Annotated in this window: 22 protein-coding genes and 2 pseudogenes; 8 read left to right on the forward strand and 16 right to left on the reverse strand. The window is 69.6% G+C overall.

The window, feature by feature from the left end:
* Positions 1–29: 29 nt before the first annotated feature.
* On the forward strand, positions 30–689 hold the full coding sequence (locus F8274_RS00920; RefSeq protein WP_151460335.1) for a DedA family protein: 660 nt from the start codon (positions 30–32) through the stop codon (positions 687–689).
* Between the two features lie 118 nt (positions 690–807).
* On the opposite strand, the gene F8274_RS00925 is transcribed toward F8274_RS00920, so the two are convergent.
* Positions 808–1,698 (reverse strand): M48 family metalloprotease, encoded by an 891-nt coding sequence (locus F8274_RS00925; RefSeq protein ID WP_151460336.1) that lies wholly within the window; start codon positions 1,696–1,698, stop codon positions 808–810.
* Positions 1,695–2,081 carry a BlaI/MecI/CopY family transcriptional regulator gene (locus F8274_RS00930; RefSeq protein WP_225853513.1) on the reverse strand — a complete coding sequence of 129 codons (387 nt, stop codon included), beginning with the start codon at positions 2,079–2,081 and terminating at the stop codon, positions 1,695–1,697. The genes F8274_RS00925 and F8274_RS00930 overlap by 4 nt, the downstream gene beginning before the upstream one ends.
* A 92-nt stretch (positions 2,082–2,173) precedes the next feature.
* Here F8274_RS00930 and F8274_RS00935 point away from each other — a divergent pair, with 92 nt between their 5' ends.
* Complete coding sequence (locus F8274_RS00935) at positions 2,174–2,875, forward strand: phosphatase PAP2 family protein (RefSeq protein WP_151460337.1); 702 nt, start codon at positions 2,174–2,176, stop codon at positions 2,873–2,875.
* Here F8274_RS00935 and F8274_RS00940 read toward each other — a convergent pair.
* The gene (locus F8274_RS00940) at positions 2,841–3,374 is read right to left on the reverse strand and encodes an EfeM/EfeO family lipoprotein (RefSeq protein ID WP_151460338.1); all 534 of its coding nucleotides are present in this window, start codon (positions 3,372–3,374) and stop codon (positions 2,841–2,843) included. The two genes, F8274_RS00935 and F8274_RS00940, sit on opposite strands and share 35 nt — an antisense overlap.
* Positions 3,375–3,390: 16 nt before the next feature.
* Between F8274_RS00940 and F8274_RS31065 the strand changes: the two genes are divergently transcribed.
* Entirely contained in the window at positions 3,391–3,522 is a 132-nt protein-coding gene (locus F8274_RS31065) for an ABC transporter permease (protein WP_255474538.1), read from the forward strand.
* Complete coding sequence (locus tag F8274_RS31605) at positions 3,510–4,187, forward strand: phosphatase PAP2 family protein (RefSeq protein ID WP_151460339.1); 678 nt, start codon at positions 3,510–3,512, stop codon at positions 4,185–4,187. The genes F8274_RS31065 and F8274_RS31605 overlap by 13 nt, the downstream gene beginning before the upstream one ends.
* A 355-nt stretch (positions 4,188–4,542) precedes the next feature.
* Here F8274_RS31605 and F8274_RS00950 read toward each other — a convergent pair whose 3' ends face one another.
* From F8274_RS00950 to F8274_RS00960, 3 genes and pseudogenes are all read right to left on the reverse strand, one after another.
* Positions 4,543–5,946, reverse strand: coding sequence for a hypothetical protein (locus F8274_RS00950; RefSeq protein ID WP_151460340.1), 1,404 nt, complete (start codon positions 5,944–5,946; stop codon positions 4,543–4,545).
* A gap of 537 nt (positions 5,947–6,483) precedes the next feature.
* The gene (locus F8274_RS00955; RefSeq protein ID WP_151460341.1) at positions 6,484–6,990 is read right to left on the reverse strand and encodes a hypothetical protein; all 507 of its coding nucleotides are present in this window, start codon (positions 6,988–6,990) and stop codon (positions 6,484–6,486) included.
* A gap of 110 nt (positions 6,991–7,100) precedes the next feature.
* Positions 7,101–7,232, reverse strand: a pseudogene (locus tag F8274_RS00960) (helix-turn-helix domain-containing protein); the annotation flags it as partial.
* A gap of 1,117 nt (positions 7,233–8,349) precedes the next feature.
* On the opposite strand from F8274_RS00960, the gene F8274_RS00975 reads away from it, so the two are divergent.
* Positions 8,350–10,140 (forward strand): glycoside hydrolase family 15 protein, encoded by a 1,791-nt coding sequence (locus F8274_RS00975; RefSeq protein WP_151460359.1) that lies wholly within the window; start codon positions 8,350–8,352, stop codon positions 10,138–10,140.
* 538 nt (positions 10,141–10,678) lie between these two features.
* Here F8274_RS00975 and F8274_RS31610 read toward each other — a convergent pair.
* From F8274_RS31610 to F8274_RS00995, 4 genes are all read right to left on the reverse strand, one after another.
* Positions 10,679–11,323 carry an MFS transporter gene (locus tag F8274_RS31610; RefSeq protein WP_225853514.1) on the reverse strand — a complete coding sequence of 215 codons (645 nt, stop codon included), beginning with the start codon at positions 11,321–11,323 and terminating at the stop codon, positions 10,679–10,681.
* Between the two features lie 9 nt (positions 11,324–11,332).
* Complete coding sequence (locus F8274_RS31615; RefSeq protein WP_225853515.1) at positions 11,333–12,538, reverse strand: MFS transporter; 1,206 nt, start codon at positions 12,536–12,538, stop codon at positions 11,333–11,335.
* 788 nt (positions 12,539–13,326) lie between these two features.
* Complete coding sequence (mgrA, locus tag F8274_RS00990; protein ID WP_225853516.1) at positions 13,327–14,358, reverse strand: L-glyceraldehyde 3-phosphate reductase; 1,032 nt, start codon at positions 14,356–14,358, stop codon at positions 13,327–13,329.
* A gap of 78 nt (positions 14,359–14,436) precedes the next feature.
* Complete coding sequence (locus tag F8274_RS00995; RefSeq protein ID WP_225853517.1) at positions 14,437–15,396, reverse strand: aldo/keto reductase; 960 nt, start codon at positions 15,394–15,396, stop codon at positions 14,437–14,439.
* A 15-nt stretch (positions 15,397–15,411) separates the two neighbouring features.
* Between F8274_RS00995 and F8274_RS01000 the strand changes: the two genes are divergently transcribed.
* On the forward strand, positions 15,412–16,299 hold the full coding sequence (locus F8274_RS01000; RefSeq protein ID WP_151460343.1) for a LysR family transcriptional regulator: 888 nt from the start codon (positions 15,412–15,414) through the stop codon (positions 16,297–16,299).
* Positions 16,300–16,643: 344 nt separating this feature from the next.
* On the opposite strand, the gene F8274_RS01010 is transcribed toward F8274_RS01000, so the two are convergent.
* The 5 genes and pseudogenes from F8274_RS01010 to F8274_RS01025 all read right to left on the reverse strand — a co-directional run bounded on the left by F8274_RS01010 (position 16,644) and on the right by F8274_RS01025 (position 21,443).
* Complete coding sequence (locus F8274_RS01010) at positions 16,644–17,615, reverse strand: aldo/keto reductase (protein ID WP_151460362.1); 972 nt, start codon at positions 17,613–17,615, stop codon at positions 16,644–16,646.
* Positions 17,616–17,958: 343 nt separating this feature from the next.
* Positions 17,959–18,141 (reverse strand): annotated as a pseudogene (locus F8274_RS32500) (hypothetical protein); the annotation flags it as partial.
* 102 nt (positions 18,142–18,243) lie between these two features.
* On the reverse strand, positions 18,244–19,347 hold the full coding sequence (locus F8274_RS01015; protein WP_151460345.1) for a hypothetical protein: 1,104 nt from the start codon (positions 19,345–19,347) through the stop codon (positions 18,244–18,246).
* A gap of 195 nt (positions 19,348–19,542) precedes the next feature.
* On the reverse strand, positions 19,543–20,655 hold the full coding sequence (locus tag F8274_RS01020; RefSeq protein ID WP_225853519.1) for an alcohol dehydrogenase catalytic domain-containing protein: 1,113 nt from the start codon (positions 20,653–20,655) through the stop codon (positions 19,543–19,545).
* A gap of 59 nt (positions 20,656–20,714) precedes the next feature.
* On the reverse strand, positions 20,715–21,443 hold the full coding sequence (locus tag F8274_RS01025) for a YoaK family protein (RefSeq protein WP_151460347.1): 729 nt from the start codon (positions 21,441–21,443) through the stop codon (positions 20,715–20,717).
* 470 nt (positions 21,444–21,913) lie between these two features.
* Here F8274_RS01025 and F8274_RS01030 point away from each other — a divergent pair, with 470 nt between their 5' ends.
* Together F8274_RS01030 and F8274_RS01035 are read left to right on the forward strand one after the other, a co-directional pair.
* Positions 21,914–22,489 (forward strand): Dps family protein, encoded by a 576-nt coding sequence (locus F8274_RS01030; RefSeq protein WP_151460348.1) that lies wholly within the window; start codon positions 21,914–21,916, stop codon positions 22,487–22,489.
* Between the two features lie 245 nt (positions 22,490–22,734).
* Positions 22,735–23,172, forward strand: a complete 438-nt coding sequence (locus F8274_RS01035) for a PPC domain-containing DNA-binding protein (protein ID WP_151460349.1) — start codon at positions 22,735–22,737, stop codon at positions 23,170–23,172.
* A 102-nt stretch (positions 23,173–23,274) separates the two neighbouring features.
* On the opposite strand, the gene F8274_RS01040 is transcribed toward F8274_RS01035, so the two are convergent.
* Positions 23,275–23,973, reverse strand: coding sequence for a putative quinol monooxygenase (locus F8274_RS01040; RefSeq protein WP_192579649.1), 699 nt, complete (start codon positions 23,971–23,973; stop codon positions 23,275–23,277).
* Positions 23,974–24,350 lie beyond the last annotated feature (377 nt).

Here is a 24,350-nt window from a genome sequence, read left to right on the forward strand (position 1 = left end):
GGCGTGCCGTCGAGGAGAAGGTCGTGCAGATGCTCTCCGCACCGAACACCCTTGCGCTGGGCCCGTCGTTCCTGGACCCGGGGTGGCTCATCTCCACCTTCGGACTGATCGGCATCCTGGCCATCGTCTTCGCCGAGTCCGGCCTGCTGATCGGCTTCTTCCTGCCCGGGGACTCGCTGCTGTTCACCGCCGGGCTGCTCGTGGCCGACGGCACCTATCTGCACCAGCCGCTGTGGCTGATGTGCCTGCTGGTGTCGATCGCGGCGGTCGCGGGCGACCAGTTCGGCTACCTCTTCGGCCGACGCCTCGGCCCCGCGCTGTTCCGGCGACCCGACTCCCGACTGTTCAAGCAGGAGAACCTGACCAGGGCCCAGGACTTCTTCCGGAGGTACGGCGCCCGCTCGATCGTGCTGGCCCGTTTCGTGCCGATCGTGCGGACGCTCACACCGATCGTGGCCGGCGCCAGCCAGATGCACTACCGCACATTCCTGGTCTACAACGTCCTCGGAGGCACCCTGTGGGGCTGCGGGGTCACCATCCTCGGCTACTTCCTGGGCCAGGTGACGTTCGTCAAGAACAACATCGAGTTCATCCTGATCGGCATCGTGGTCGTCTCAGTGGTCCCGATCGGCATCGAGTTGCTGCGCGCACGCCGCCGCAGTCGTCGCGTCCCGGTTGAGCGAGGCTGACGCGCACCTGGGCGCGAGCAGCCCTGCACGAGACTGAGATGTCCTGGCGTCCGACTGGTGCCGCCGTAGGTGGGTGGAAACGCCGACGTCTGACCGCGGTGACTGCGACCCACTCAGATCAGAGCCAGGCGCATGCGAGGGCCACGAACTCGAAGGTCGCCACGGTGACTGTCGTGAGAAAGCCCGCGCCGAGCAGGGCCGGGACAACCAGACGCCGTCGACGCGGTGTGGGAGCGGGCTCGGTGAGTGCCCGCACCCGGTGCACCGCCGTGCCGCCGTTGATCCCGAGCGCGGCGGCCGAACCGGACCCGACCGTGGCCAGAGCGGCCCGGGCCACCGCCCGAGCGGTCAGGTCGCGGTCGCCCACGGCCGCGGCGGCGTCCTCATCGGCCCACCGCTCGACCAGATACGCCACGGTCCCGCGAATCGGCACGAGCAGCGGGTTCAGGGCGGCCGCGGCCGCCGTGGCGGCCACGAGGCGGTGGTGACGGTGCGCCAGGTGGGCGTGCTCATGGGCGAAGACCACCCGGCGCTCGCCGGCGTCGAGCAGCCGCAACATGCCGGTGGTGACGAGCACGTGACCTTCGCGGCCGCGCCGGCCGGGCACGGCGACGGCAAACGGCGCAGACCAGTCGGCTACGACCAGGCCGTGCTCCGCCGCGCCGGCCGTCCGTAACTGCCGGTGGGTGCCCAGCCGACGGCGCACGTCGATCAGCAGCCGTATGCCGCCGAGGAGCAGCGCGAGTCCCGCGACGAGCGCGACCGGCCCCGGTACGGGCTCGGGCAGCTCCAGGGTCGGGTGCTCGTCCAGGGCGGCCAACGGCGGCAGGTCGTCCAACATGGTCAGCGCCAGCATCGTCAGCGACCAGGTGGACGAGGCGGCCGCGGCGACCGCGATCGCGGTCAGCCCGCGAGCGGCGGGACCGGGCCCACCGCGTTCGGCAATCCGAGGAGCCGACCAGGCCAGCACCAGAGCCAACAGGAGGGGCAGGTACACCGTGACCGTCATGAACGCCGCCCACGCCGGGCGACGTCCAGAAGGTCACGCAGGGCCACGGCGTCGGACTCGTCCAGGGAGGCCGCGAACTGCTGAAGTACGGCCTGGCGGTCGGGCCGCCCGGCCAGCGCCGCGCGCATCTGCGAGGCGGCTGCCGTGGCCCCGTCCTCGACCGGCCAGTACAGGTGTCCCCGGCCCGCTCGGCGGCGCGCGACGAGGCCCTTGTCGCGCAGCCGGATCATGATCGTTTGCACGGTGTTGTACGCGAGATCACCGCCGATCGCGGTTTGAACCTCGGCCGCCGTCATCGGCTCGGCATGAGCCCACAGCACCCCCATGACCTCGGCCTCAAGAGTGCCCGGCGGCCGCCGCCCGCCCTTCGTCGTCACCGTCACCGACCTCCGCCGCCAGGATAGCCCGACACCTCCCAGGCAATCCCCAGGACGGCGCCAGGAACCTACAATCTGTAGGAGCTAGTCTCGGCGTCGTGACTGAGCGCTCATGGCGCCACTATCCCGCTGGGACCCGCGCCGCTGTTCTGCTCCTCGGCCGTCCGGCGGCGGCGTTCCTGCTGCTCGCTCTGCTGGTGGCCAGTCCGGCAGGGCCGGTCCCGCGCCTCGACGCCTGGGTCAGCAGGGCGGCGTACGCCGCGGCGGTGGCCCATCCGCTCTGGCGGGCCAGCATGGCAGCTGTCACGGTAACCGGCAGTACCGCCGTGCTGGGCCCGCTGACCGCCCTAGGCTGCGTGGTCCTGCTGGTGTCCGGCCGGTGGCGGCAGGCCGTCTTCACCGCGTTGGCGATGACCGCCACGGTCTGCCTGCGGCTGGTCGTGCTCGCCATCGTCGCCCGGCCTCGTCCCGTCGACCGGCTCGCGCCGGCCTCGAGCTACTCGTTTCCGTCCGGGCACACCACGGCGTCCGCCGCTGCCGCATTGATCCTGGTCGTCGTGTGCTGGCCGCTACTGCGGCTACGGCGGAGCCGGATCCTGCTGGCAGTCGCCGCCGGCGGGTGGGCGCTCAGTGTCGGGGTCAGCCGGGTCGCGCTCGTGGTGCACTGGCCCAGCGATATTGTCGGCGCCTGGCTGTTCGCGCTGGTCACAGTTCTCGGTACGGCGACGGTGCTGCGCGTCGCGCTCGGCCGTGACGGGCCGGAGGTCACCGCCGGCCGATCGCGGCGGCAAGCCGGCTGACCGGCTCGGCCATGCCGTTGATCGCATTGGAGAGCTCACGCACCTGCGCCGGGGTCAACCGCTGGTAGTCCATGTACCGGCCAGCGGCGTCACGGTGATGCGCGACGAGGGCGTCGACCGCGGCCGCGCGCTTGCCGATGAGCGCGCCCAGCGCGGGATCGCGCGGGTCGATGGTGGGCGCAGCGCCTGGAATGATGGCCGTGCAGCCGTCGACGGTGGCCGCGCGGTCCGACGGGTCGGTGTGCGAGAAGCGGTACTCCTCGCCGGTAATCTTTTTCGACGCCACCTCGTCCAGCAGGGTTTTCGCGCCGTTCGCCAGATCCAACGCCGTAAGGGTCTGGGTGGCGAGCTGGCGGTGCACCGTGGTCACGTCGGCGAGCAGGTGGTCGGCCACCGCCGGGTCGGGCGGGCCGTCCCACAGGTCCTTCTTGAGGCGGTGGAAGCCGCTCCACTTTCCGGCTTCCTGCCCGTGACGCGCGCTCGAAATCTGCCAGTCCAGCGCTGGGCAGGCGCTGGTGCCCGCTCTGGATCAGACCCGTGCGGTGAGCCTGGTCGCGCTTCCCGGGGCGTCCGTCGGCGTGCTGCTGGGCGGCGGCTCACCCTTCAGGCCGGAGCAACCTAACTTCTGGTCCTGGTGGCGCTGCTGACCGTCGAGGCGATCGCAGTCACCGTGACCGTCGAGCTGGTGTCCAACGGGCTGCTACGCCGCCCGACCCTGCACGGGTCACCCCTTCTCAGCGTCTTCTTATTACCAGCTCGGCAGAATGAACGCGTGAACTATCGATTGTTCGAGCTGATCAACGCCTCGGCCGGGCGGATCGACGGCATCGACGACGTGATGGAGTTCGCCGCGACCTGGCTGGTGTACCTGATATTCGCGGCCTCCGCGGTCCCGGTTGCGGTGTCGCTGCACCGCCGCCGAACACGCCCGGTGCTCGAACTCGGCGTCGCCCTGGTCCTCGCCTTCGCCGCGGCTACCGCCCTGGCGCACCTGAACAGCCAACTTCGGCCGTTCCAGAGCCATCACGTCCACCAACTGATCCCCCATGACCCGGGAGTGTCACTGCCCAGCGATCACGCCACCGCGGCGTTCACGCTGGCCTTCGGCGTCTACGCCTTCCTGAACCACCGGTGGGGCGTCATCCTCGGAACAGCGGCGCTGACCGTCGGCGCCGCGAGAGTGTGGGTCGGCGTGCACTATCCCGGCGACATCCTCGCCGCGGCAGCCATCGCCGGCCTCGCCGTCATGGCAGTAACAGTCGGCAGCCACCGGCAACGGGGCCGGACCCGGTCCCCGAGCGCCGCCAGGTAAACCAACACGCGGACGCGCGGGGGCCTTGTTGGAGGTGCTGGATGCACTCAAGGTAGCCGATGTGAATGATCGTGCCCGGCGGCCGGCGCCCGGTCGGCGGCAGGTGGCGGGGGGAGCGAGTGCACCGGCGCCCGAGGTGGCGTTTGAACGGCTGCGGCCGGTTGCTCGGGTCCATCGGACGAACCCCGGGACACCCGGCGGCGGCCGGCCACCGTGACGCTGGGTCTCCCTGGTGGTGGTAAGCCGGGTTCACCTCGCCGTCGCGCATCCGCCGGGTGCCGGCGTCCCGTGTATGCCGAACGAGCGCGGCGCCGGGCGCGGCAGCCACCCGCGGCCCGCACCCGCCGCGCAGCCGTTACCTGGGTGCTGCCGCTGAGCGCTGCGGCAGGTACACCTCCCAGCCCGAGGTGGTGAGGTTCCGCACCGGAATCCGGTGCCAGTCCTTGGCCCAGTCGGGCGGCGTGGAGTCCTTGACCAGCAGGGCGAAGCGTCCGGTCGTCGCGACCTGCCGCAGCTGCGCGGTGCTCGCGTTGCGGTTGTATCCCCGGTCTTCCAGCGCCCGACACCCCGCGTAGTAGGCGATCGGGATGGCCTCGTGGCCCGAAATCATGCACGGCGGGCGCACCCCGTGCGACCGCAGGGTCTGAACGAGGCGTGCCCAGTCGCCGCGGCCGCGGACCTGCTCCGCCACGACGTGGTGCAGGATGCCGGCCTGGATGGCGAGATGGCCGGCGAAGCTTAGCGCAACCACGGCCGCGACGACCCGCCGCCAATGACCGACGGCCGTGGAGAACAATGCGGCGAGCCCCGGTACGGCGCAAACCAGAGCGACGGCGTACGTCGGCAGCAGGAACCGGGGTGCGGAGTATCCGATCAGGAACAGGTAGGGGAAGGCCATGGCGGCGGCGACCACGAGTGGCAGCCATGCCGTCCGTGCCATGCCCGCCCTGTGGGCCGCCCGGACAGCCAGTGGCACCAGCAACGCCAGCGCCAGCCACCACAGCACCGCCGGCCACCGCACGGGGCTGTCGCACGGGCGGCACAGGATCGGCCCGTCCAGGGTGCTGATCACCTGCCCGAGGGAGAACTGTAGCCTCGTGCCGCCCTGCACGTGACCGGCCTGACGGATGCGCTCCAAGAGCCCGCCGTAGCGCAGCTCGGCCTCGACCGCCCACGGTGCGCCGCCCAGCACGAGGCCTGCGATCACTGCCGCGGTCAGCCGCCACCGCCGGAACGCGGGCACCGCGACGGTGGCGGCGAGCAGCGGGAGCCCGAGCCAGAAGGCGTCGGCCGGACGCATCAGGGCGGCCACGGCGAGGGCGGCGACGAGCCCGAGGTACGCCCCAGGGCGGGCTGGCTCGGCCACCGCCAGGAGGAAACACCCGACCGCTGCCACCGCCGCCATCGCGGTGTAGTGGTTCGGCATTGCGGAGTTCGCGTAGAACAGGGCGGTCCAGAGGCTCGCGTACAGCCCGGCGGCGACCGCGGCGGTGCCGGGCCGCCGGGACACCCGCGACCACACCCAGAACGCCAGCCCGAGTGACGCCGTCGCCGTGACGGTGAGGAACAGCCGAAGTACGACAGTGGAATCGAGCCAGGACGCCACCGGCCACACCAGCAGGGTCACGCCCCGGGCACGCGGTGCGCTCATGAACGCCGGCGGCGCATGGCTGCCGTGCTGGCTCACATAGACGACCTCGTCCCAGCCGAGGTCGAGACTGGCCGGCACCGCGACCAGCGACGCGGCGGCGAAGATCACGCAAACCGCGACGAGGGGTCGCGCGCCGGATCGGGATGGCACGAATGAGGAGCGCACCGACACCTCGCTTGACGAGTCACGCCGGGCCGCGCCCAGCGAGGAGCGTGGAGGTTGTGTGAGCAGTCCTCACCTTGGTAGGAAAAGGAACCTTTGGGGTCTTGTCCCCGAATCCTGGGTCTTCTTCGCGAATTCGACCATCGGTCAGACCTTGATCAACCTGCAATTCGGCGATCACCCTGCCGGTCACCGTCACCGGTCCATCACAAGTCGATCGCCAAGGGCCGATGATCAGGGTGATGAGCTACTGCCGCTGTTATCGGGCCTGCCGTAGTCATCGCGTTCAGGAGCACACTGGTCTACCGGGCCCGGGCATGTGCGGGTTCGAAGACTTGGCCGCTCAAGGCCGTCCGCGGCACGCGGTCGGCGGCAGATCCGTGCACGCGCCCGGCGAAGGGGACGTGAGATCAGCGCGGTGCGGGTCGGCGTTCACGCTGCTTCGTCGATTGAACGGCTGCGAACAAGGCCTCGACTCGGCGATCAGCGTCGCTGGGTGAGAGGGCGTAGCTCCGCGATGGTGTGGGAGTAGCGCGCGGGGTCGTCGAGGAGTCGGATTGGTGGAACGACCTCGGCCCAGGATGGCAGCCGGAAGAGAGGGCTGAGGTCGCCGTCGCCGATGGTCACCTCGTTAAGCCGAAGGTCGCGCAGCTTCGGCAGCGCGGTGATCGGGTGCAGGGAACGGATCATGCCGGCGGCGATCAGCCGCAGGCTGCGCAGGTCCTGCATGGCGGAAAGGTCGCGCAGGTCGAGGTCGTTGTCGGCGGGCAGCCTGCGAGGGCCGCTGACGAGCATGGCTTTCATGCGGGTCAGCTTGCGTAGTGGGGCCAGGGTTGGGAATCGGTAGTCGAGCACCTCCAGGCTCGTCAGCGCCGTGCAGGCCTCGATGCCGTCGAGCTGAAGCCGAGCCGGGCGGCCGTCGAGCCGCAGCCGGCGCAGATTGGGCTTGTCACCGAGGAACGACAGATCGGCTCCGCGCCACCACGCCACGTACAGCGCTTCTAGCCCGGTGAGCCCGCGGACCCCGGACAGGTTCGGCCGGCGTCGATCGCCAGGTTGCGCAGCCGGTGTAACCGATTGACCGCCAATGGAACCGGGGAAGGCTCGTCACTAGCCAGGGCCCTCTTCACGGTGTTGCGAGAGATCTTCAACCGCCGTGCGATCGCCTGGATCGCCATGCCCTCCGACCGCCGCAGTCGGCGGATCTCCGCCCAGTCCTCCACGCTCAGCACCTCCCGATGCTTCAGGAGGTGGTCCGGATTCAGCCGGAACCACGCGGTCAGTTTCAGGCGGAGCCGACACGGCGAGTACAGCAGCAAGGCCAGCCGTCGCCCTGGTGGTGTGTCCATCGGGGCTGATCACCACGATCGGCCAGCGCGGTTGGCAAGGCCAGTGACTGGTTGTCAACCCTGTGTCGGGCGGTCAGCTGTCGGCACCGTGGATCGGCCCAGCGCGGCTGATGCGGCCTCGACCACAGCCGGGCACCGTCCTTCGGCTACCGCGTGGCTCGCTGGATCTAGTGGGGCAACCGGTGCCGCTCGGCGCCGCCGATCGCGCCGTGCAGCGCGGACTCACCTGCGGTCACGTCGCCGGCGGCGAGTAGCGCCCATACCGCCCCGGGCCGCGATCAGTTGCCCGCTGGTACGGGTGAGCCCGGCTGCCAGCGAGTCGAGTCCGAACAGGACAAGTCCGGCGCGCAGCATTCGGCGGCATGGCCGAGCCTTGGGGGACGGAGGCGTACGACGCGGCGTGGTTGGCGTTCGAGCTCGGTCGTGCGGTTCGCGAGCGTCGTGAATGCCGGGGTTGGAGCCAGGCGTAACTTGCTAAGGAGTCGGGGATTACGCAGTCGGCGGTCGCGCGGTTCGAGGCGGGCGGCACCGTCCTACGCTGTCGGTGTTGGAGCGGTTGGCGGCGGCCTTGGATGTGAGGCTTAGCGTGAGTTTCCAGCCACGCGACGCGGGGCTTGAGTCGCTGGCAATCGCTGATGCGGTGCTGGCATCGTGGGTCGGCCGCCGCGACCACCGCCTGATCCACTCGGCGGCGCCGTTCTGGGCTGCGGGAAGATCGGCCCGGCGCGCAGCTTCGGGAGCGCGGGCGCACGCCTTCGGCGGTGGTGGGCAGGATCCGTGGGCGGTGGCTGTTGGGCGCTGCGTTACTCGGCTCTCGACGCGTCGCACGGGGTTGACACCGGTCACGGCGATGAACCTCCGCGTCGATCAGCGCCTGGCCAGATGTCCTGGTGAAGCATCCGGCGATGTCATCGACAGGCAAACGTGTGGCGGCTGGGACTGGGCCGATCGGCCACGGGCAAACGGCCTGAGCGGCGAGGATGTGGGTAGGCAGGGTGGCGTGGACCAGCCTTCCATCGCCGACTACGGCTTCCTGTCCGACCGCCGGTCCGCGGCGCTGGTCAGCCGGGACGGCTCGGTGGACTGGTGGTGCCCGACGCGGTTTGACAGCCCGTCTGTCTTCGGCCGGATGCTCGACGCCGACGCCGGTCATTGGGTCCTGCGCCCTGCGGGTGAACGGAACGGCTGGCACATTGACCGCGCGTACGTCGGCGACAGTCTGGTGCTGCGTACCGTGCACCAGACCGATGGCGGCAGTGTCGCGGTCACCGAGGCGCTCGCCGCCGAGCCGGGTGCCCGCGGCCACGACCTGGGCATCGCGTCACCGGCGGTCCTGTTGCGCCAAGTCGAAGGGCTGAGCGGGCGGGTGCGTATGTCGACCGACTTCGCGCCCCGCCCCGAATACGGTCTGCTCACGCCGTACCTGCACAGCCAGCCGGACCGGGTGGTTGCAGCAGCCGGACCGGTCACCCTGACCTTGCGGGCTGGCGTACCGCTGACCTGCGAACGCGGTCGCGCCCACGCCGACTTTGATATCTCTGCCGGCCAGGTAGTGGGGTTCGACCTGGCGTACGCCGCGTCGTTCGGTGGCCCGCCGGCAGCCGAGTTGGATCCGGTCGCGGCGATCGCCGAAACCATCGAAGCGTGGCAGGTTTTGCAGGACGGCCACCGCTACGACGGCCGCTATCCCGACCTCGTCCGCCGCAGTTCTGTGATCCTGCAGGGACTGATCTATCAGCCCAGTGGGGCGATTGTGGCCGCCGCGACCACCTCACTGCCCGAGGAGCTCGACGCCGACCGCAACTACGACTACCGGTTCGGCTGGCTGCGCGACTTCTCTTTCACCCTGGAGGCGCTCTGGGCGGCCACCTGCTCCGATGAGGCGTCCCGCCTCTTCGGCTGGGCTGCCCGCTCGGCTGGCCGACTCGGAATGGAGCCCGGGCCGATCATGTACGGCGTCGAGGGCGAACGGAACCTGTCCGAGCACGTCCTCGATCATCTAGGTGGTTACGCCGGAAGCCGGCCGGTACGCGCCGGGAACGAAGCCTGGAAGCAGCGACAACTCGATGTGCCCGGCGAGCTACTCGAGGCCGCCCACCGACTCCGCGACCGGTTGGGGCCGTTCGACGAGGAGCTGCGGCGGATGCTGGTGGACCTCGCTCATCAGACGGTGGACATCTGGCACCTGCCCGACTCCGGCATGTGGGAGGGACGCGACGAGGAGCGGCACTACACGTCGTCGAAGGTAGGGTGCTGGGTGGCGCTGGACCGGGCGGTGCGGCTTGCGCCGCGGCTCGGGGAGGGGGCAGACCCTCGGCGGTGGGCCGCTGCCCGTGACGAGATCCACCGGACAGTGCTGGAGCAGGGCTGGAACGAGCGGGTTGGCGCCTTCACGGGCGCCTTCGGGTCGGACGACTTGGACGCCTCGGTGCTGTTGATGCCACTGGTGAACTTCCTGCCTGCCACCGATGGGCGGATGCGGGCGACGATCGGGGCCATCGAGCGGGAACTCTGCACCACCGACGGCCTTGTTCGGCGCTCGGCGAGCGACCCTGCCGGCTTCGTGTGGTGTTCGTTCTGGCTGGTCGGCTGCCTGGTTCTCGCTGGTGACACCCAACAGGCGGCAAACCTCTTCGAGAACATTTGCACCAAAGCCAACGACCTGGGCATCTTTTCCGAGCAGGTGGACCCGGTGACAGGTCAACACCGGGGGAACATCCCCCAAGCGCTGTCGCACATAGGCCTGATCATCGCAGCCAGCCGGCTCACCAACCCGACCGTCGAATTTTGACCAGCTTGCGGTTCGGCGGGGACTCGATACGACCAACGGCGGGCGTTCGAGGCGAATCAATCCATTCGTGCCGCCGTCCATCGGAGCGTCCGTTCGGCGCCTAACTTGATCTTTAACCTCCGTAGGTCCACTGGGGACCCTGGTTGGCCACGGAAACAGCCCTGACAGCACCACTGGTGGTCAGTCACTCCACAGGGGCCGCCGCCAGGGCGGATGTTGGGCCGGGCGGAGCGGTTCCGGCGCGGCCTGGGCCGTGCTTCGCAGCACGGTCCGGGCCGGGACGGTTACTGTGGATGGTAGGGGCGGCGTCCGGGTCGGGTTCCGGTGCGCCGCGCGGTAGAGCAGGACGCTGATGAGCAGGCCGGCGCCGAAGAACGCGGCGGACCACCAGTACGCCGCGGAGTAGCTTTCCAGCGCGGGTTGGCGAGGGTGGCCGGGTCGGCGGGGTTCTCGCCGGCGACGTAGTCGCTGGCGGCGCTTGAGGCGAAGGTGGTGAGCAGCGCGGTGCCGATGGACCCGCCGATCTGCTGCATCGTGTTCACCGTGGCCGAGGCGACGCCGGCGTCCTCGGCGGCGACACCGTCGGTGCGAGGCTCATCGCCGCCGACATGATCAGGCCCATTCCAGCGCCGAGAACGACCAGCTGCGGCAGGATGTGGGAGGCGTAGGTGCTGGTGAGGTCCAGCGTGGTCATCCAGACCAGGGCGGCGGCGGCGATGCCCATGCCCAGCGGGACGACGGGTTTCGGGCCGACCCGCGGGATCAGGAAGTTGGTCGCCACGATCGAGGTGACCATCAGTGCGGCGACCATCGGCATGAACGCCAGGCCGGTCTTGACAGGTGTGTAGCCCAGGCTCTGCTGCAGGTAGTAGGTCAGGAAGAGGAAGACGCCGAACATGCCGGCGCCGCTGATGAGTACGGCGATGAAGGACGCGGCGCGGTTGCGGTGGGTCACTACGCGCAGCGGCAGCAGCGGGTGTGCGGTCCTGGTCTGCCACCAGGTGAAGGCGGCCAGCAACACGCCGCCGACGGCAAGCAGACCCCAGGTGGCGATTGAGGCCCAATCGTGGGATTCGGCGTTGGCGAAACCGTAGACGAGGCAGAACAGGCCGGCGGAGACCAGGAGTGTGCCCGGGATGTCGAGATTGACATTGGTGTTCTGGACGGTGCGGCACAGCAGCACGGCCAGAGCCTACCGGTTGTCGGCGGGGCGCAGCAGTCGCCGGCTGCCCACGATCAGCACGGCGAGCAGGGCGGCGGTGAAGCCCAACAGCGCGATTCTGGTCGGCAGGAACTGGGTGGCCAGGCCTAGGCCGAGCACCGGCACGGCCAGTCCGATGTAGGCGGCCAGGAACAGGCCGGCGAGGGCCTCACCGCGAGATTTGGAGGGAGCCAGCCCGAGGACGGTGGTGATGGCGCCCTTGAACGCCGCTCCGGCGCCGGCGCCGGCGAGTATCCCGCCGGCGAGGAACAACGTCATGCTCGCCGTCCACACTCCGAGGGTCAGCAGGGCGAGCCCGGCCGCGAGGGCGCCTAAGCCCAGGCGTAGCTGACGGGCGAGCGGGATCCGGACGATCAGGATCTGGGCGATCGCGCCGGAGGCGAACACGAGGAACGCCACCAGACCGGCCAGCGCGTGCGAACGCTGGTGCAGGGTGCCGGCCAGGAAGCCCGGGGCCAGCGAGGTGAACAGTCCGAAGACGGCGAACGCGGTTAACCCGACCGCGCCGGCGGAGAAGTAGCGTGGCCGGGCCTCGATCGGCACCGTGACCCGTTGCGGCCGGTACGCAGATCGGATGGAGCGGCGCTCGACGGTCTCCGGGACCAGGGCGACCGCCACCGCGCCTAGCAGGAGGAGCGCCTCGAAGACCAGGTACGGCAGGGACAGCGGGTGCGGGGCGTACTCGGCCAGGATTCCGGCGATCAGTGGTCCCATCCCGATGCCGCCGAGGTTCGCGGCGGTGGCGACCAGGTCGGCACGGACGCGGGACTCGCCGGGTCGGGCGGTCAGGTGCAGCTCGGTCAGGTGCGCGGTGGCCGTGGCGGTCAGCATGCCGATGCTGATCCCGGAGACGAACCGCGCTACCAGCAGTGCCGGGACGCCGGGAATGAGGAAGATGGCACCGGCCAGCATGTTGATCAGGATCGCTGGGAGCAGGATGCGGCGGCGGCCGACCCAGTCGGATATGTGACCGGCGAGGAACAGGCTCGCCACCACGCCGATCGCGTAAGCGGCGAAGATCAGGGTCACCGTGAACGCACCGAACCCGTCGCGCTGCTGGTAGAGCACGTACAGCGGGGCGGGCGCGCCCGAGAACGCCATGGTCACCGCGAACGCGTAAGTCACCAGCCAGAATCCGCCGCCGTGGCTGATCCGGCCGCTTTCTACCGGGCCCACGCCTGGCACCATCGGAATGGCCTCGTCCGCTTGTGGGCGCCTACGCCCTGCTGCCATCGTTCCTCCTCCGCAGCGCCTCGGCAGCACGCATACGTTGGCGATGCCATGTCGTCAGCACGCTCGGACTGGGTCCGCAACGGCCTGGACGTGAGCGTTCTCCCCGATTCCGCCGTGACCGGGCTCACCGACCTGGCCGTCATCGCGGGCGACGCCGACGATCTGATCCTGCCCGTGTCCATCGCCACCGCCACCGCGAGGATGCGGTCCACCGCCGCGTCCGCCCGGATCGGCGAGATCCAGGCGCTGCGCGCCGTCCACCCGCACGACCGTCGGCGTCACCACGGGCGATGTCGGCCGCCCGCATCGAGCAACGGCCGAATCGAGAAACGGGCGAGGTTGGGGCATGCCCCGTTGCGAAAAGCGTCGATCCTCCGGAGCCGCATTCCGGAGCGCGTCGAGTTGCCGCCGCGACCATCGTCCCCACCTCCAACGCGCGGGCTACCCGCACCCGCGCCCTCTACGCTTCCCCTGCCCGCTTTCGCGGAAAGTGCCTGCGACAGCTGGACCCCGCCGCGGGCGAGGCCATGGGCGTCACGGGCCTTGATGCCGTCTGGGTTGAAGCCAGCGGGGGCGCGGTCGGCGGCGGAGTGCCCCGCTCCACCCAGCGAGGGTTGGGTTTCCGGCTGGTCAGCCGGGGTTGGCTGGGATCGTAGAGGGCGTCGAAGGCGGCTGGTGGTAGGTCCGCGGGCCGCTGTGCGTCCGGTCTCGAGACAGCTGAGGGCGAGGGATCAGGCTGTGCTCGACCGGGCCCACAGATCGATGCCGGACTCCGTCGCGTACTTGTCGATCTCGGCCAGCTCGTCGTCGGTGAACGCGGTGTTCTCCAGTGCCGCCACGTTCGCCTCCAGCTGTGCCACGCTGCTGGCGCCGAGCACCGTCGAGGTCATCCGCGGGTCGTGCAGGGTCCAGGCGATCGCCATTTGCGCGAGGCTCTGCCCGCGCCGCGCCGCGATGGCGTTCAGCGCCCGCACCTTGGCGAGGTTCTCCTCCGTCAGCCACTCTGGGGACAGGGAACTCTGCGTGCTGGCCCGCGAGTTCTCGGGCACGCCGTTCAGGTAGCGGTCGGTCAGCATCCCCTGTGCCAGCGGGGAGAAGCCGATGCACCCGATGCCTTCGCGCTCCAGCACGTCCAGTAGGCCGTTCTCGATCCACCGGTTCAACATCGAGTACGACGGCTGGTGGATCAGCAGCGGCGTACCGAGGTCGCGGAGGATTGCCGCGGCCTCGGCGGTCCTTGCCGGGGAGTAGGAGGAGATGCCGACGTACAGGGCCTTGCCGGCTCGCACCGCCGCGTCCAACGCACCCATGGTCTCTTCCAGGGGGGTGTCGGGATCGAGCCGGTGGGAGTAGTAAATGTCGACGTAGTCCAGGCGCATCCGCCTGAGCGACTGGTCCAGCGAGGCGGTCAGGTACTTGCGCGAGCCCCACTCGCCGTACGGCCCGGGCCACATGTCGTAGCCGGCCTTGGTGGAGATGACCAGCTCGTCGCGGTACGGCCGGAAGTCGGTGGCCAGGATGCGGCCGAAGTTCTCTTCGGCCGAGCCGTACGGCGGGCCGTAGTTGTTGGCGAGGTCGAAGTGGGTTATGCCGAGGTCGAAGCCGCGGCGGAGGATGGCGCGCTGGGTATCGAGAGGCCGGTTGCCGCCGAAGTTGTGCCACAGACCGAGCGACACGGCGGGCAGCTTCAGGCCGCTGCGGCCACACCGACGGTATTCCATGGTGCCGTACCGGTCTGGCTCGGCGATGTAGCTGGTACTCACGGCACTCCTTCGTGTGAGCGTAATGTGACGGCGGCGATACCCGTCGCCATCGCGAACATGCGCGGTGGGCCGGGACTGTCAGTCGAGGCTGGCCAGGTCCTCCGTGGTGAGGTTCAGCTCGGGCGCCTGTGCGGAGTCGAGGATGGTCTCCGGGCGGCTGGCGCCGGGGATTGGAATGACCCTCGGGGACTTGGCAAGGTGCCAGGCGAGGCAGACGCGCTGCGGGCTCACGCCGTGCCGTTCGGCGATCATGGTGAAGGCGGCGGCGTGGCCGCCCAGCTGGTCGGCGCGGCCGATACCACCCAGGGGCGACCAGGGCAGGAAGGCGATGCCGAGCTGGTCGCAGAGCTCCAGCTCGGGCTCGGAGGACCGGAAGGCCGGCGAGAACTGGTTCTGCACCGAGACGAGTCGGCCGCCGAGAATCTCCTGGGCCTGGCGGATCTGCTCCGGGTTGGCGTTGGAGATCCCGGCCATGCGGATCTTGCCGGCGTCCAGCAGGTCGCGGACGGCGCCGAGGGACTCGGCGTACGGGACCTTCGGATCCGGGCGGTGGTGCTGGTAGAGGCCGATGGCCTCAATGCCGAGGCGCTTGAGAGACGCCTCACAGGCCCGCTTGAGGTAGTCCCGCGAGCCGTTGATGGTCCATGTGCCGTCGCCGGGGCGCAGGTGCCCACCCTTGGTGGCGACCAGCACATTCGATGTGTCGCCGCCGTAGGTGGCCAGCGCGCGGGCGATCAGCGACTCGTTGTGGCCGACCTCGTCAGCGTGCAGGTGGTAGGCGTCGGCGGTGTCGATCAAGGTGATGCCGGCATCCAGGGCGGCGTGGATGGTACGGATCGAGCGCTCCTCGTCCGGACGACCCTCGATCGACATCGGCATGCCACCGAGACCGATCGCGCTCACAGGAACGTCACCGATGCGGCGGCTTTGCATGGCACAGACCTCCTCGTCACGGATCCCGCACGCACGGGACCCGGCCTCCACCCTGGTACCGAGCGGGCCGCTCGTCCAACAGAAGAAACAGCTCGAAATCAGCACGTAGACTGCTGAATCATGGAGTTACGGCACCTGGAGTACTTCGTCGCGGTCGCGGAGGAACGCCATTTCACCCGCGCGGCGGAACGGATGCGGATGGCGCAGTCCGGATTGTCCGCCGCCATCCGCTCCCTGGAGCGGGACCTGGACGCCGAACTGTTCGTGCGCAGCACCCGGCGGGTGGAGCTGACCGACGCGGGGCGGGCGCTACTGGTGGAGGCGCATCGGACGCTGGCCAGCGCAATGGCGGCCCGCGACGCGGTGGCCGCCGTACGCGGGCTCCTGCGGGGCAGCCTCACCGTCGGCTCCGAGCAGTGTCTGGGCGTCATCGATCTGCCGCCCTTGCTGGCGTCGTTTCGACGGGCCCATCCCGGCGTGGAGATCCGGCTGCGCTACGCCGGCTCTGGCCAGATCACTGAGCAGATCCGGCAGGGCCGGCTCAACGTCGGCTTCGTCGCGCTGCCCGGCCCACCGCCAGACGGCGTACGCCTGCTGCCGCTGGCCGCCGAGAAGATGGTCCTGCTCTGCCACCCCGGGCACCGGCTCGCCCAGCGGGACAACGTCGACCTGGAGGCGCTCCTCGACGAGGACTTCGTCGACTTCAGCACCGATTGGGGCGCTCGGCGCGTGAATGACCAGATGTTCGCCCGCGCGGAGGCCGAGCGCCAGATCTCGGTCGAGGTCAATGACGTGCACACCCTGCTCGACTTCGTCCACCAGGGGTTGGGTGTCGCGCTGGTGCCGGCCCCGGTGACCCGCAAGCCCCACGCCAAAGGGCTGCACGTGGCCGCGTTCGCGGTGGAGAACGGTCCGAGCTGGCAGGTTTCGGTAGCCGTGGCGGCTGCCACGCCGCCCGGCCCGGCCACCAAGGAACTTCTCAGAATGGCTCTGCCCCACCACCGTTGACCGCGCCCGATCGAACGCGTTCGCACGTCGCCGATCACGGGGGCCGAGCGCCGCGGCGACCGCGGGGCCGATGAAGGAGAACGCTCGGGCAGGCGACCACGCGCGGAGCGGACGAGGCAGCCAGCGTCACGCGCGGCTGAGCCGCAGCGGTCCCCGAGACGACACCGGACGACGACGGCCGGGGCCGTGTTGCGTTCGTGCCGGCTTGGGCCTGTGTCGAAGTAGGCCACAGCCATTCGTTGATCGCCGCGATGTGCTCGGTGGCTTCGTAGCGCACGGCGAGCCTGTCGAAGCGGGTGGCCACGGCGCCGGCTCGCGCGGCAACGCCGGTGCGGCGTCGCTGTTCAGCCGCCGATCGCCGACATGTCCGGATAGCGGTCGCCGACCGGCGGTGCGATCGCGTCCAGCCGGCTGATCTGGTCGGCGGAGAGCACTACGTCGTCGGCGGCAGCGTTCTCCTCCACTCGCGCGACCCGCTTCGTGCCCGGAATCGGCGCGATGTCCTCGCCCTTGCTCAGCACCCACGCGATCGCGACCTGGGCCGGCGTGGCGCCGACCTCCCGGGCGACGGAGTCGACCTCCTCGACGATTCGCAGGTTCCGCTCCAGGTTGCCGCCGGCGAACCGGGGATTGCTCTTGCGGAAGTCGTCGTCGGCGAGCTGATCCGTCGAGCGGATCGCGCCGGTCAGGAAGCCGCGCCCGAGCGGCGAGTACGGCACGAACCCGATGCCTAGTTCCCGCAGCACGGGCAGGATCTCGGCCTCCACGTCCCGGGTCCACAGCGAGTACTCCGACTGCAGTGCGGTGACCGGATGCACCGCATGCGCCCGGCGGATCGTCTCTGGGCCGGCCTCGGAGAGCCCGATGTGGCGGATCTTGCCCTCGCGTACCAGGGTGGCGAGGGTGCCGGTGGTCTCCTCAATCGGCGTGCCCGGATCGACCCGGTGCTGGTAGTACAGGTCGACATGGTCGGTACCGAGGCGCCGCAGTGAACCGTCGAGCGCGAGCCGGATGTTCTCCGGGCTGCTGTCGAGTTCACGCACGCCACCCTCGCGGTGCGACAGCGTTCCGAACTTCGTCGCTAGTACGACCTGGTCGCGCCGTCCCTTGATCGCCTGGCCGACGAGTTCCTCGTTGCGGTACGGCCCGTACATCTCGGCCGTGTCGAGGAACGTCACCCCCAGGTCGAGGGCGCGGTGGATCGCCCGGGTCGACTCGGCGTCGTCGCTGTTCGCACCGGTGTAGAAGGCGGACATGCTCATGCAGCCGAGACCGATGCGGGATACGTCGAGCTGGCCGAGCAGGATGTGCTTCATGAGATAACCCTTTGCTGGTCGGTTCCGAGGGTGGGGACCCGCCAGCGACATCAGGAAGATCCGGTCGAGGTAGCCAGGTTGTGTCGCACCCCGGGTGCACCACTGCCAGTCTCTCCGCCCGGCGGGGTGTGCCGGCCCCGTTTGGCGCAAACGATGCTGGCCGGTGGGCGCGAACATCGGTGACTGGTCAGTTTGCGCAGTTCGGTGGGTTGTATGACGCTTTTGACTAGGAAATGACCCTAGCAGGATCGCGACCGAAAACTGGTCACGGTGTTCATAAATGAACGTCATGATCGCCGCCGGGTCGGGTCGAGCTCCGCCGCGAAATACGCGCTCGCCGCCTTCAAGATCTCGTTCGCCCGCCGCCACCCAGCGACTTCCGTACGCAGCCGCCGATCTCCTCGACCATCTCGCTGGCGGCCGATCGGTGACGCTCACCCGCGTCAGCCTTAGCCTGCCGAAACCAGTTCGGCAACGCCTCATGATGCATGCCGAGCTGCTCGGCCAGACGCCGGATCACGGGCTTCGGGTCCGACTCACGCTACAAGCGCACCGCGCGCTGACGTAGCTCGTCGGGGCCCCAACCCTGCCCATGTGCCGGCTTAACTGGCTCCACGAGGCATCTGGCTCATGAGGTGACCCCGAATCCGATGGCGAACGATACGACGATCGGGGCGCCGAGGCCGCCGAGAATCGCCGGGCTTTCAAGTCGTCGCCGCTGCGACACGACGCTGAGGCCCAGCACCACCAGCAGCACGGCCTGACTGACGTAGAGCCACGCCACCAGGGCTTCGTAGCCGGGCAGATCGTTTCCCGCAGACCATCCGGATCTGGGCAGGGCGGTGTATCCCAGCGTTAGGGCGGTGACCGCCAGCATGAGGACCCATACCGCACGGACCGACGAACTGACGCGCCTGTCCGCAGGGTTCGTAGGCCACGCCGGGCGGCAGAGTAATGCCATGGCCGCGGCGATCACGACGATGACAAGAGCCAGCAGACCGTAGCCTACGGCTCGATCGTCGCGCGGAGCGACCGCACCGAGCAGAACGATGTCAACGGTGCCCAGGGCGATCGCCGCGTGTAGTGCCCTGAGTCGGAGCAGGAGAGCGCGGTTATCCCAGAAATCGGGGGATTCGAGGCGGAGAGCGCCGAGGCCCGCCGGCGAGGCCTTGGCATTGGGCTGTCGCCACGCCCGACCTCCCAGCCACCAAACGATGGCGACGGCGGCGATCGGCACCAGGGCCGAAGCCGCGAGTCGCTGGCCCGGCTGCCTTCCGATCAGCCACGACATCGGTGCGCGGTCCGCGGCGCAATGGGAGTAGCCGGCGCACTGCCAGGCGACGAGGTCGATCGCCACCCCGACCACCGCCAGCACGTACATCGCGGTCAGGCTGGCGGCCAGCAGCCGGCATACGGCTCGGGCGAGGCCCCCCGACCCGGCCGGCGCTGGCGGTAGCATCCAGATCGCGACGTTGCTCAGCATGAATGGCAGCAGAAGCACGAACGAGAGGCTCCGGCTGGCCTTGCCGCCGGTCAGGTTGGCCCAGTGGTAGGTTTCGAGAATCACCCCACCCGGCTCTGGGGAAGCACGCCAATCAACCTTCGGGCGGAAGAAGCCGGCGTCCTTGTCGCCGGCGACCCTGGTCACGGTCGGCTGATAGAGAATCCGCTCCGCACTCGAGCCGCCGACGCCTGGTACCCGCAACTCGGTCGTGCCCACCGACACCGCCATCCCGTCGACTGTCGCCCGCGATTACCCGCGCCCGCGCAAAATGCACACGTCCAGCGCAGCGGCATGACAGTTCTTGGGAGAGCGGTCGTCACGATGTCGTGTTCGCGTCGCCTGCCTGCACCACGACGTCGGCGACGCCCACCACATCCTGTACTGGCACACTTCGCCGAAGTCGACCGTCTGGAAACGGCGTCGTCACGGGTGAAGGACCGCCTTGATCACCCCGTCCTCGCGGCGGTCGAAGCGTCGGTACAGGTCGGGCGCGTCGGAGAGGGTGCCGTGGTGGGTGACGATGACGCCGGGCCTGGCCCGGCCCGAGACGACCAGGTCTCGTAGCAGCCGGGTGTAGCGGCGGTCGTGGGTGCGGCCGAACCGGACCGCCACCCCTTTGCTGAACAGGGTTCCCCATGGCGCGGTCAGGTCTTCATGGGTGGTGGCGCCCGGGCGTGGGTGCAGGTCCTTGTCGGGGTACACGCCGGCAACGCCGATCGAGCCGGTCGGGTTGACCAGCCGGGCCGCGTCGGCGAGCACCTGGTTCGGCTGCTCCTGGCCCGGTTGCTCCCGGTCGCGGGCCTGGAATCCGACCGCGTCGATGACCTTGTCGACGCCCCCCAGCTTCTCTTCGCCAAGGGGCAGGCCGGCCCTCGCCCGGCTCTCGCGGATCTGCTCGACCGGGTCGCCGCGACGGAAGTCGATTGGGACCGCGCCGAGTTCGCCGGCCTTGTCCAGCCGGGCGTCGACGTAGTCCACGCAGTAGACGACGCGGGCACCCCGCAGCAGCGCCGAGTACGCGGCGAGCAGGCCGATGGTGCCGGCGCCGAAGACGGCCACGGTGTCGCCGGGTTCGACCTCGGCGAGGGTGGCGGCGGCGTGCCAGCCGGTGACGAACGCGTCGGCGAGCAGCACGAAGTCGTCCTCGTGCGCGTCGCCGGGCTCTCCGGGCACCGGTAGGCAGTTCGCGTCGGCCCAGGGCACGCGAAGCAGGTCGGCTTGGGCGCCGGGGTAGGGCCCCATCCCGGCGTAGCCGTAAGCGGCGCCCGGCCCCTCCGCTCGAGCCCGTAGACAGGCCGCGGACAGTCCTCGGGCGCACATCGCGCAGGTGCCGCAGAACAGGTGTGTAGGGATCACCACCCGCGTGCCCGGGCGGACGGTCTGCACGGCGCTACCCACCCGCTCCACCACGCCCAGCGGTTCGTGGCCGAGCACCAGGCCGGGGCTGGCTCCGGTCCGGCCGTCATACATGTGCAGGTCCGTGCCGCACAGGGCGCTGGAGGTGATCCGCACCAGCGCGTCGGTTTCCGCTTCCACCCTCGCGTCAGGGACCTCGCGCAACCCGACGGTCCGGACATCCTCGTAGACGACGGCTCTCACTCGTTCCCCCTCCGGTCGGTGATCCGGGCCGTCCGACGCGCCAAACCGGCGGCGACGACTACGACACCGGCAACCAATGCCGCCGCCAGGGCCGGCGCCCACAGCGGCGCGACGCGCAGCGTCAACGCGCCGAGCACGGCGCCGCCCAGCAGCGCCAGCAGCCGGGCAACCCCACCGCCGCCACCGGCCAGGCGGTGCGGGTCGAGCACGACGCCCCGGACCACGTCGGTCAGCGAGCCGGTCAGGTATGTCGTCGAGGCGCCCCGAACCCCGAAGCCGATGGTGACGATGCTCTGCATCCCGCTTGCCATCGAGGCGCAGCCGAGCAGTGCCAGCCCGTCGGCGTACCCGGGGCGCCCTCCGGCACTGAACCAGCCCACCGCGACACCGGCCAGCAGCACCGCCTCAGCCGCTGCGACGACTCCCGTACGCCGGTGCCAGCCTGCCACGACGCGACGCAGCGCGAGCGTGCCGACAGCCACGCCCAGCGCGTAGCCGCCGACCGCGATCGCCCCGCCCGCCAACACCTTTGCCTGCGCCGTAGCGATCGCGTGGCCGAACTGCACCAGGTTGCCGGTGATCACGCTGGCGAAGTATCCGCCGAGCCGGGTCAGGCAGAACACGTCGAGGCAGCCCGACGCGGCGGCAAGCGCCACCAGCAGCCGGACCACCAGTGGCCTGGACAGGACGGCTTCCCCGGCTGCGTGCCCGACCCCGGATGTCACTCGTACGACCGCCCTCCTCGCCTCGTCATGGCTGACGGACGGCAACGACACTTCCCGCGCTCGCGCGGATCATGCCGCCTGCCGAACGTCTCTGGGAGGGGTGCTGGTTGACGAGGTAGTCACTGAAGTCCGGGCAACCCAGCAGGGGCGCGTGCCGTCGAGGAGCCCGCGCTCCACACCCGGGTACCGCTCGGCGGCCAGCTTGTCGGCCCCGGGAAGCCGGTCGACGTCCACCTCACACAGCGCCAGGTCACGTCCCTGGTGGGGAGAGAGTCCCGACGGGGGCGGGTGATTGACCGGAATGGGGGATACGTGGGCCGGGCGACCTCGGATCGCTGTCGATTACCGCCACTTCCGTGTCTCCAACCGCATACGCTTCGTTTTGGGCCCGCCCGTTCGCCCGGCTGCCGAACCCGGCTGGTGAGCTGTCGAGCAGCGGCCCGGACGGGGGAAGACACGAAGGGGACAGCATGTCGCAGCAGAAGGTTCCGTCGGACAGCCAGCCGCTGCTGCACCAGCACGGCCGCGAGATCCAGGCATTCGGAACCGTGCGGCAGCTCCCGATCGGCCTTTCCCATGACGCGCGGATGTACTCGTGCGAGCGGTTGAACAAGATCCTCGCCGATACCCGGATTCTTCACTCGCTCTACAAGAAGCACCACTGGCTCATGCGGGGTCCGACCTTCTACCAGCTTCATCTGCTGCTGGACAAGCACGCCGACGAACAGCTGGAACTAGTCGACATGGTTGCCGAACGTATTCAGACGCTCGGCGGCATCGCGGTGGGGGATCCGCGTCACGTCGCGGAACTGACGAAGGTGCCACGCCCGCCCGACGGCGCCGAGGAAGTGCCCGCGATGCTCTCGCGCCTGCTGGAGGCGCACGAGCTGATCCTCGACGACGCGCACGACGCCGCGGCGCGGGTGGCAGAGGGCGGCGACGACGGAAGCAACGACATGCTGGTGTCCAACGTGATCCGCACCAACGAACTCCAGACGTGGTTCATCGCCGAGCACCTCGTCGACACCCCCATCGTCCGGGTCTAGCGAACGATCGCCACTGCGGATGCCGATCCAGCAGGCCGGCGGCACCCCAGAGCATCCCTCGGCCACCACCCATGACTCTCGACACCGGCCGCGGCAGGCGACGCTGCCCGAAAAGGAACCCCAGCTGGCTGGCGCTCGCTCCGCAACGGCGGTGTGTGTGGTCGCAGGCGGCGAGCAGGCTTGCGTCGGCCGGCGACACATCCGGCTTCCGCGTACTGAAACATCAACATCGCAGGGAGACGACAATGAGGGTGCGGGAGGTGCGCCACCAGACGGGGCGGGTCCTGGTGGTGATCTGCGACAAGGAAGAGGAAGCGGTCGGTGCCATCGTGGCGGCCCTGCGCGAGCAGCGACTGCTCGCCGCCCGGGTGTCCGCCGTGGGCGCGTTCGCCGACGCCGAGGTCGGCTGGTTCGACCGGAACGCCCGCGACTACCGCCGGATCCCCGTCACCGAACAGGTCGAGGTGCTGTCCCTGCTCGGCGACGTCGCCGAGCAGAACGGCGAACCAGTCCTGCACGTGCACACCGTGCTGGGACGGTCCGACGGAAACACTGTCGGCGGGCATCTGCTGCGCGGCCAGGTATGGCCGACGCTGGAGGTCATCATCTCGGAAGTGGCGCCGGAGCTGGCGAAACGGGTGGACCCGGAGACCGGCCTGGCCCTGATCTCTGGCGCCGACTGAGCGGAAATCTCGAGCGCCGGGAGACGGTCAGCAGCAGGCCGCCCGCAGCGGGCTGCGACGACGTGATCGGCGCTCACCGGAACCCGACGCCGTTCGGCTCGTCTACCGGGAGGGCTGGCTGATCATCGCCATCATGTGCGCGGTCCACGGCACCACCAGACGCCCGTCCACCTCGCCCCGAACGTACCGGTAAAAGTTCGGCGTATTCATATGCTTGGAGAGAGCATCCTGGTTGGTCCAATTCTCGTAGAAGAACATCACCGACGGGTCCTCCCGAGACTGGTACAGGTCATAGGCGAGGCAGCCGGGCTCGCCCCGGGTCGGCTCCACCATCGCCAGATGGGCCCGGCGTACCGCGTCGACCTCGCCCGGCTTTATGGTGAAGAACGGGACGAGAGTCACCTGGGCGGGGGATCCCGCCGTCGCTCGCGGCCGGTCCGGTCTGGTGTCCGGGCTGGAGAGCAGCCGCGCACAGCTCAGCATCGGTCGGGCCAGGAGCTCCGGAATCACCCGCTCGTCCAACAGTGCGCGCACGTGCGCGCTGGCCATGTGCTGATCGAGTGCCGCCTGGTCCGTCCAGTTGGCCAGTATGTAGAACGCCGCCGGGTTGTTCTTCAACCGGTGAAGGTCGTAGCTGACGTTTCCGGACTCTGCGCGGGAGGGCTCGACCAGATGCAGCAGCGCGTCACACACCTCGGATTCCCGGCCGGGTTTCGCCACGAACTGGGCGAGTACGGCGACCTGCTCGGGTGCCGGCGAGGGCGAGGCTTCGTCCCGTCCGGCTGCCGCACTCGCTGCCATCTGCTTCCCCCGTCTGCTGACTGCTGGCATGCACATTCTGCAACGACGTCTTCTGGGGTGACTGCCGCCAGCCGTCGTTGATGGCGCTCAGCGGTCCCGTGAAAAAGTGGCCGTCAGCGCCGCCCCACACGCCGACCTAACAGGTCGGAACCCAAACCAACAGCAGGGGCTGAGTCCCCCCGGCCGCAGCCGCTAAACGGGCGAGGTGACCCGCAAGACCGGAAATCTCGGCCGTCGATCGGCGTCATGACTGCTAGTCGGGCGATCACCAGGAGACGCTGGCGGCCGTGATGGTTCAGCTGGGCAGGAGCCGGTGCAGGAAGGCAGGGAGGGCGAGTGACACGTCGTGTTGGGCCGTGATTACGGGTGGTGGCGAC

The sequence above is a fragment of the Micromonospora sp. AMSO31t genome (assembly GCF_008868175.1).
In the GTDB taxonomy this organism is placed as follows: domain Bacteria; phylum Actinomycetota; class Actinomycetes; order Mycobacteriales; family Micromonosporaceae; genus Micromonospora.

Bases quoted from the DNA above. Each gene is read 5' to 3' on its own strand.
- F8274_RS00920 (WP_151460335.1), top strand. From the start codon at position 30: ATGCTCTCCGCACCGAACACCCTTGCGCTGGGCCCGTCGTTCCTGGAC.
- F8274_RS00925 (WP_151460336.1), bottom strand. From the start codon at position 1,698: ATGACGGTCACGGTGTACCTGCCCCTCCTGTTGGCTCTGGTGCTGGCC.
- F8274_RS01000 (WP_151460343.1), top strand. From the start codon at position 15,412: ATGGAGTTACGGCACCTGGAGTACTTCGTCGCGGTCGCGGAGGAACGC.
- F8274_RS01010 (WP_151460362.1), bottom strand. From the start codon at position 17,615: ATGAAGCACATCCTGCTCGGCCAGCTCGACGTATCCCGCATCGGTCTC.
- F8274_RS01015 (WP_151460345.1), bottom strand. From the start codon at position 19,347: ATGGCGGTGTCGGTGGGCACGACCGAGTTGCGGGTACCAGGCGTCGGC.
- F8274_RS01030 (WP_151460348.1), top strand. From the start codon at position 21,914: ATGTCGCAGCAGAAGGTTCCGTCGGACAGCCAGCCGCTGCTGCACCAG.
- F8274_RS01035 (WP_151460349.1), top strand. From the start codon at position 22,735: ATGAGGGTGCGGGAGGTGCGCCACCAGACGGGGCGGGTCCTGGTGGTG.
- F8274_RS01040 (WP_192579649.1), bottom strand. From the start codon at position 23,973: ATGGCAGCGAGTGCGGCAGCCGGACGGGACGAAGCCTCGCCCTCGCCG.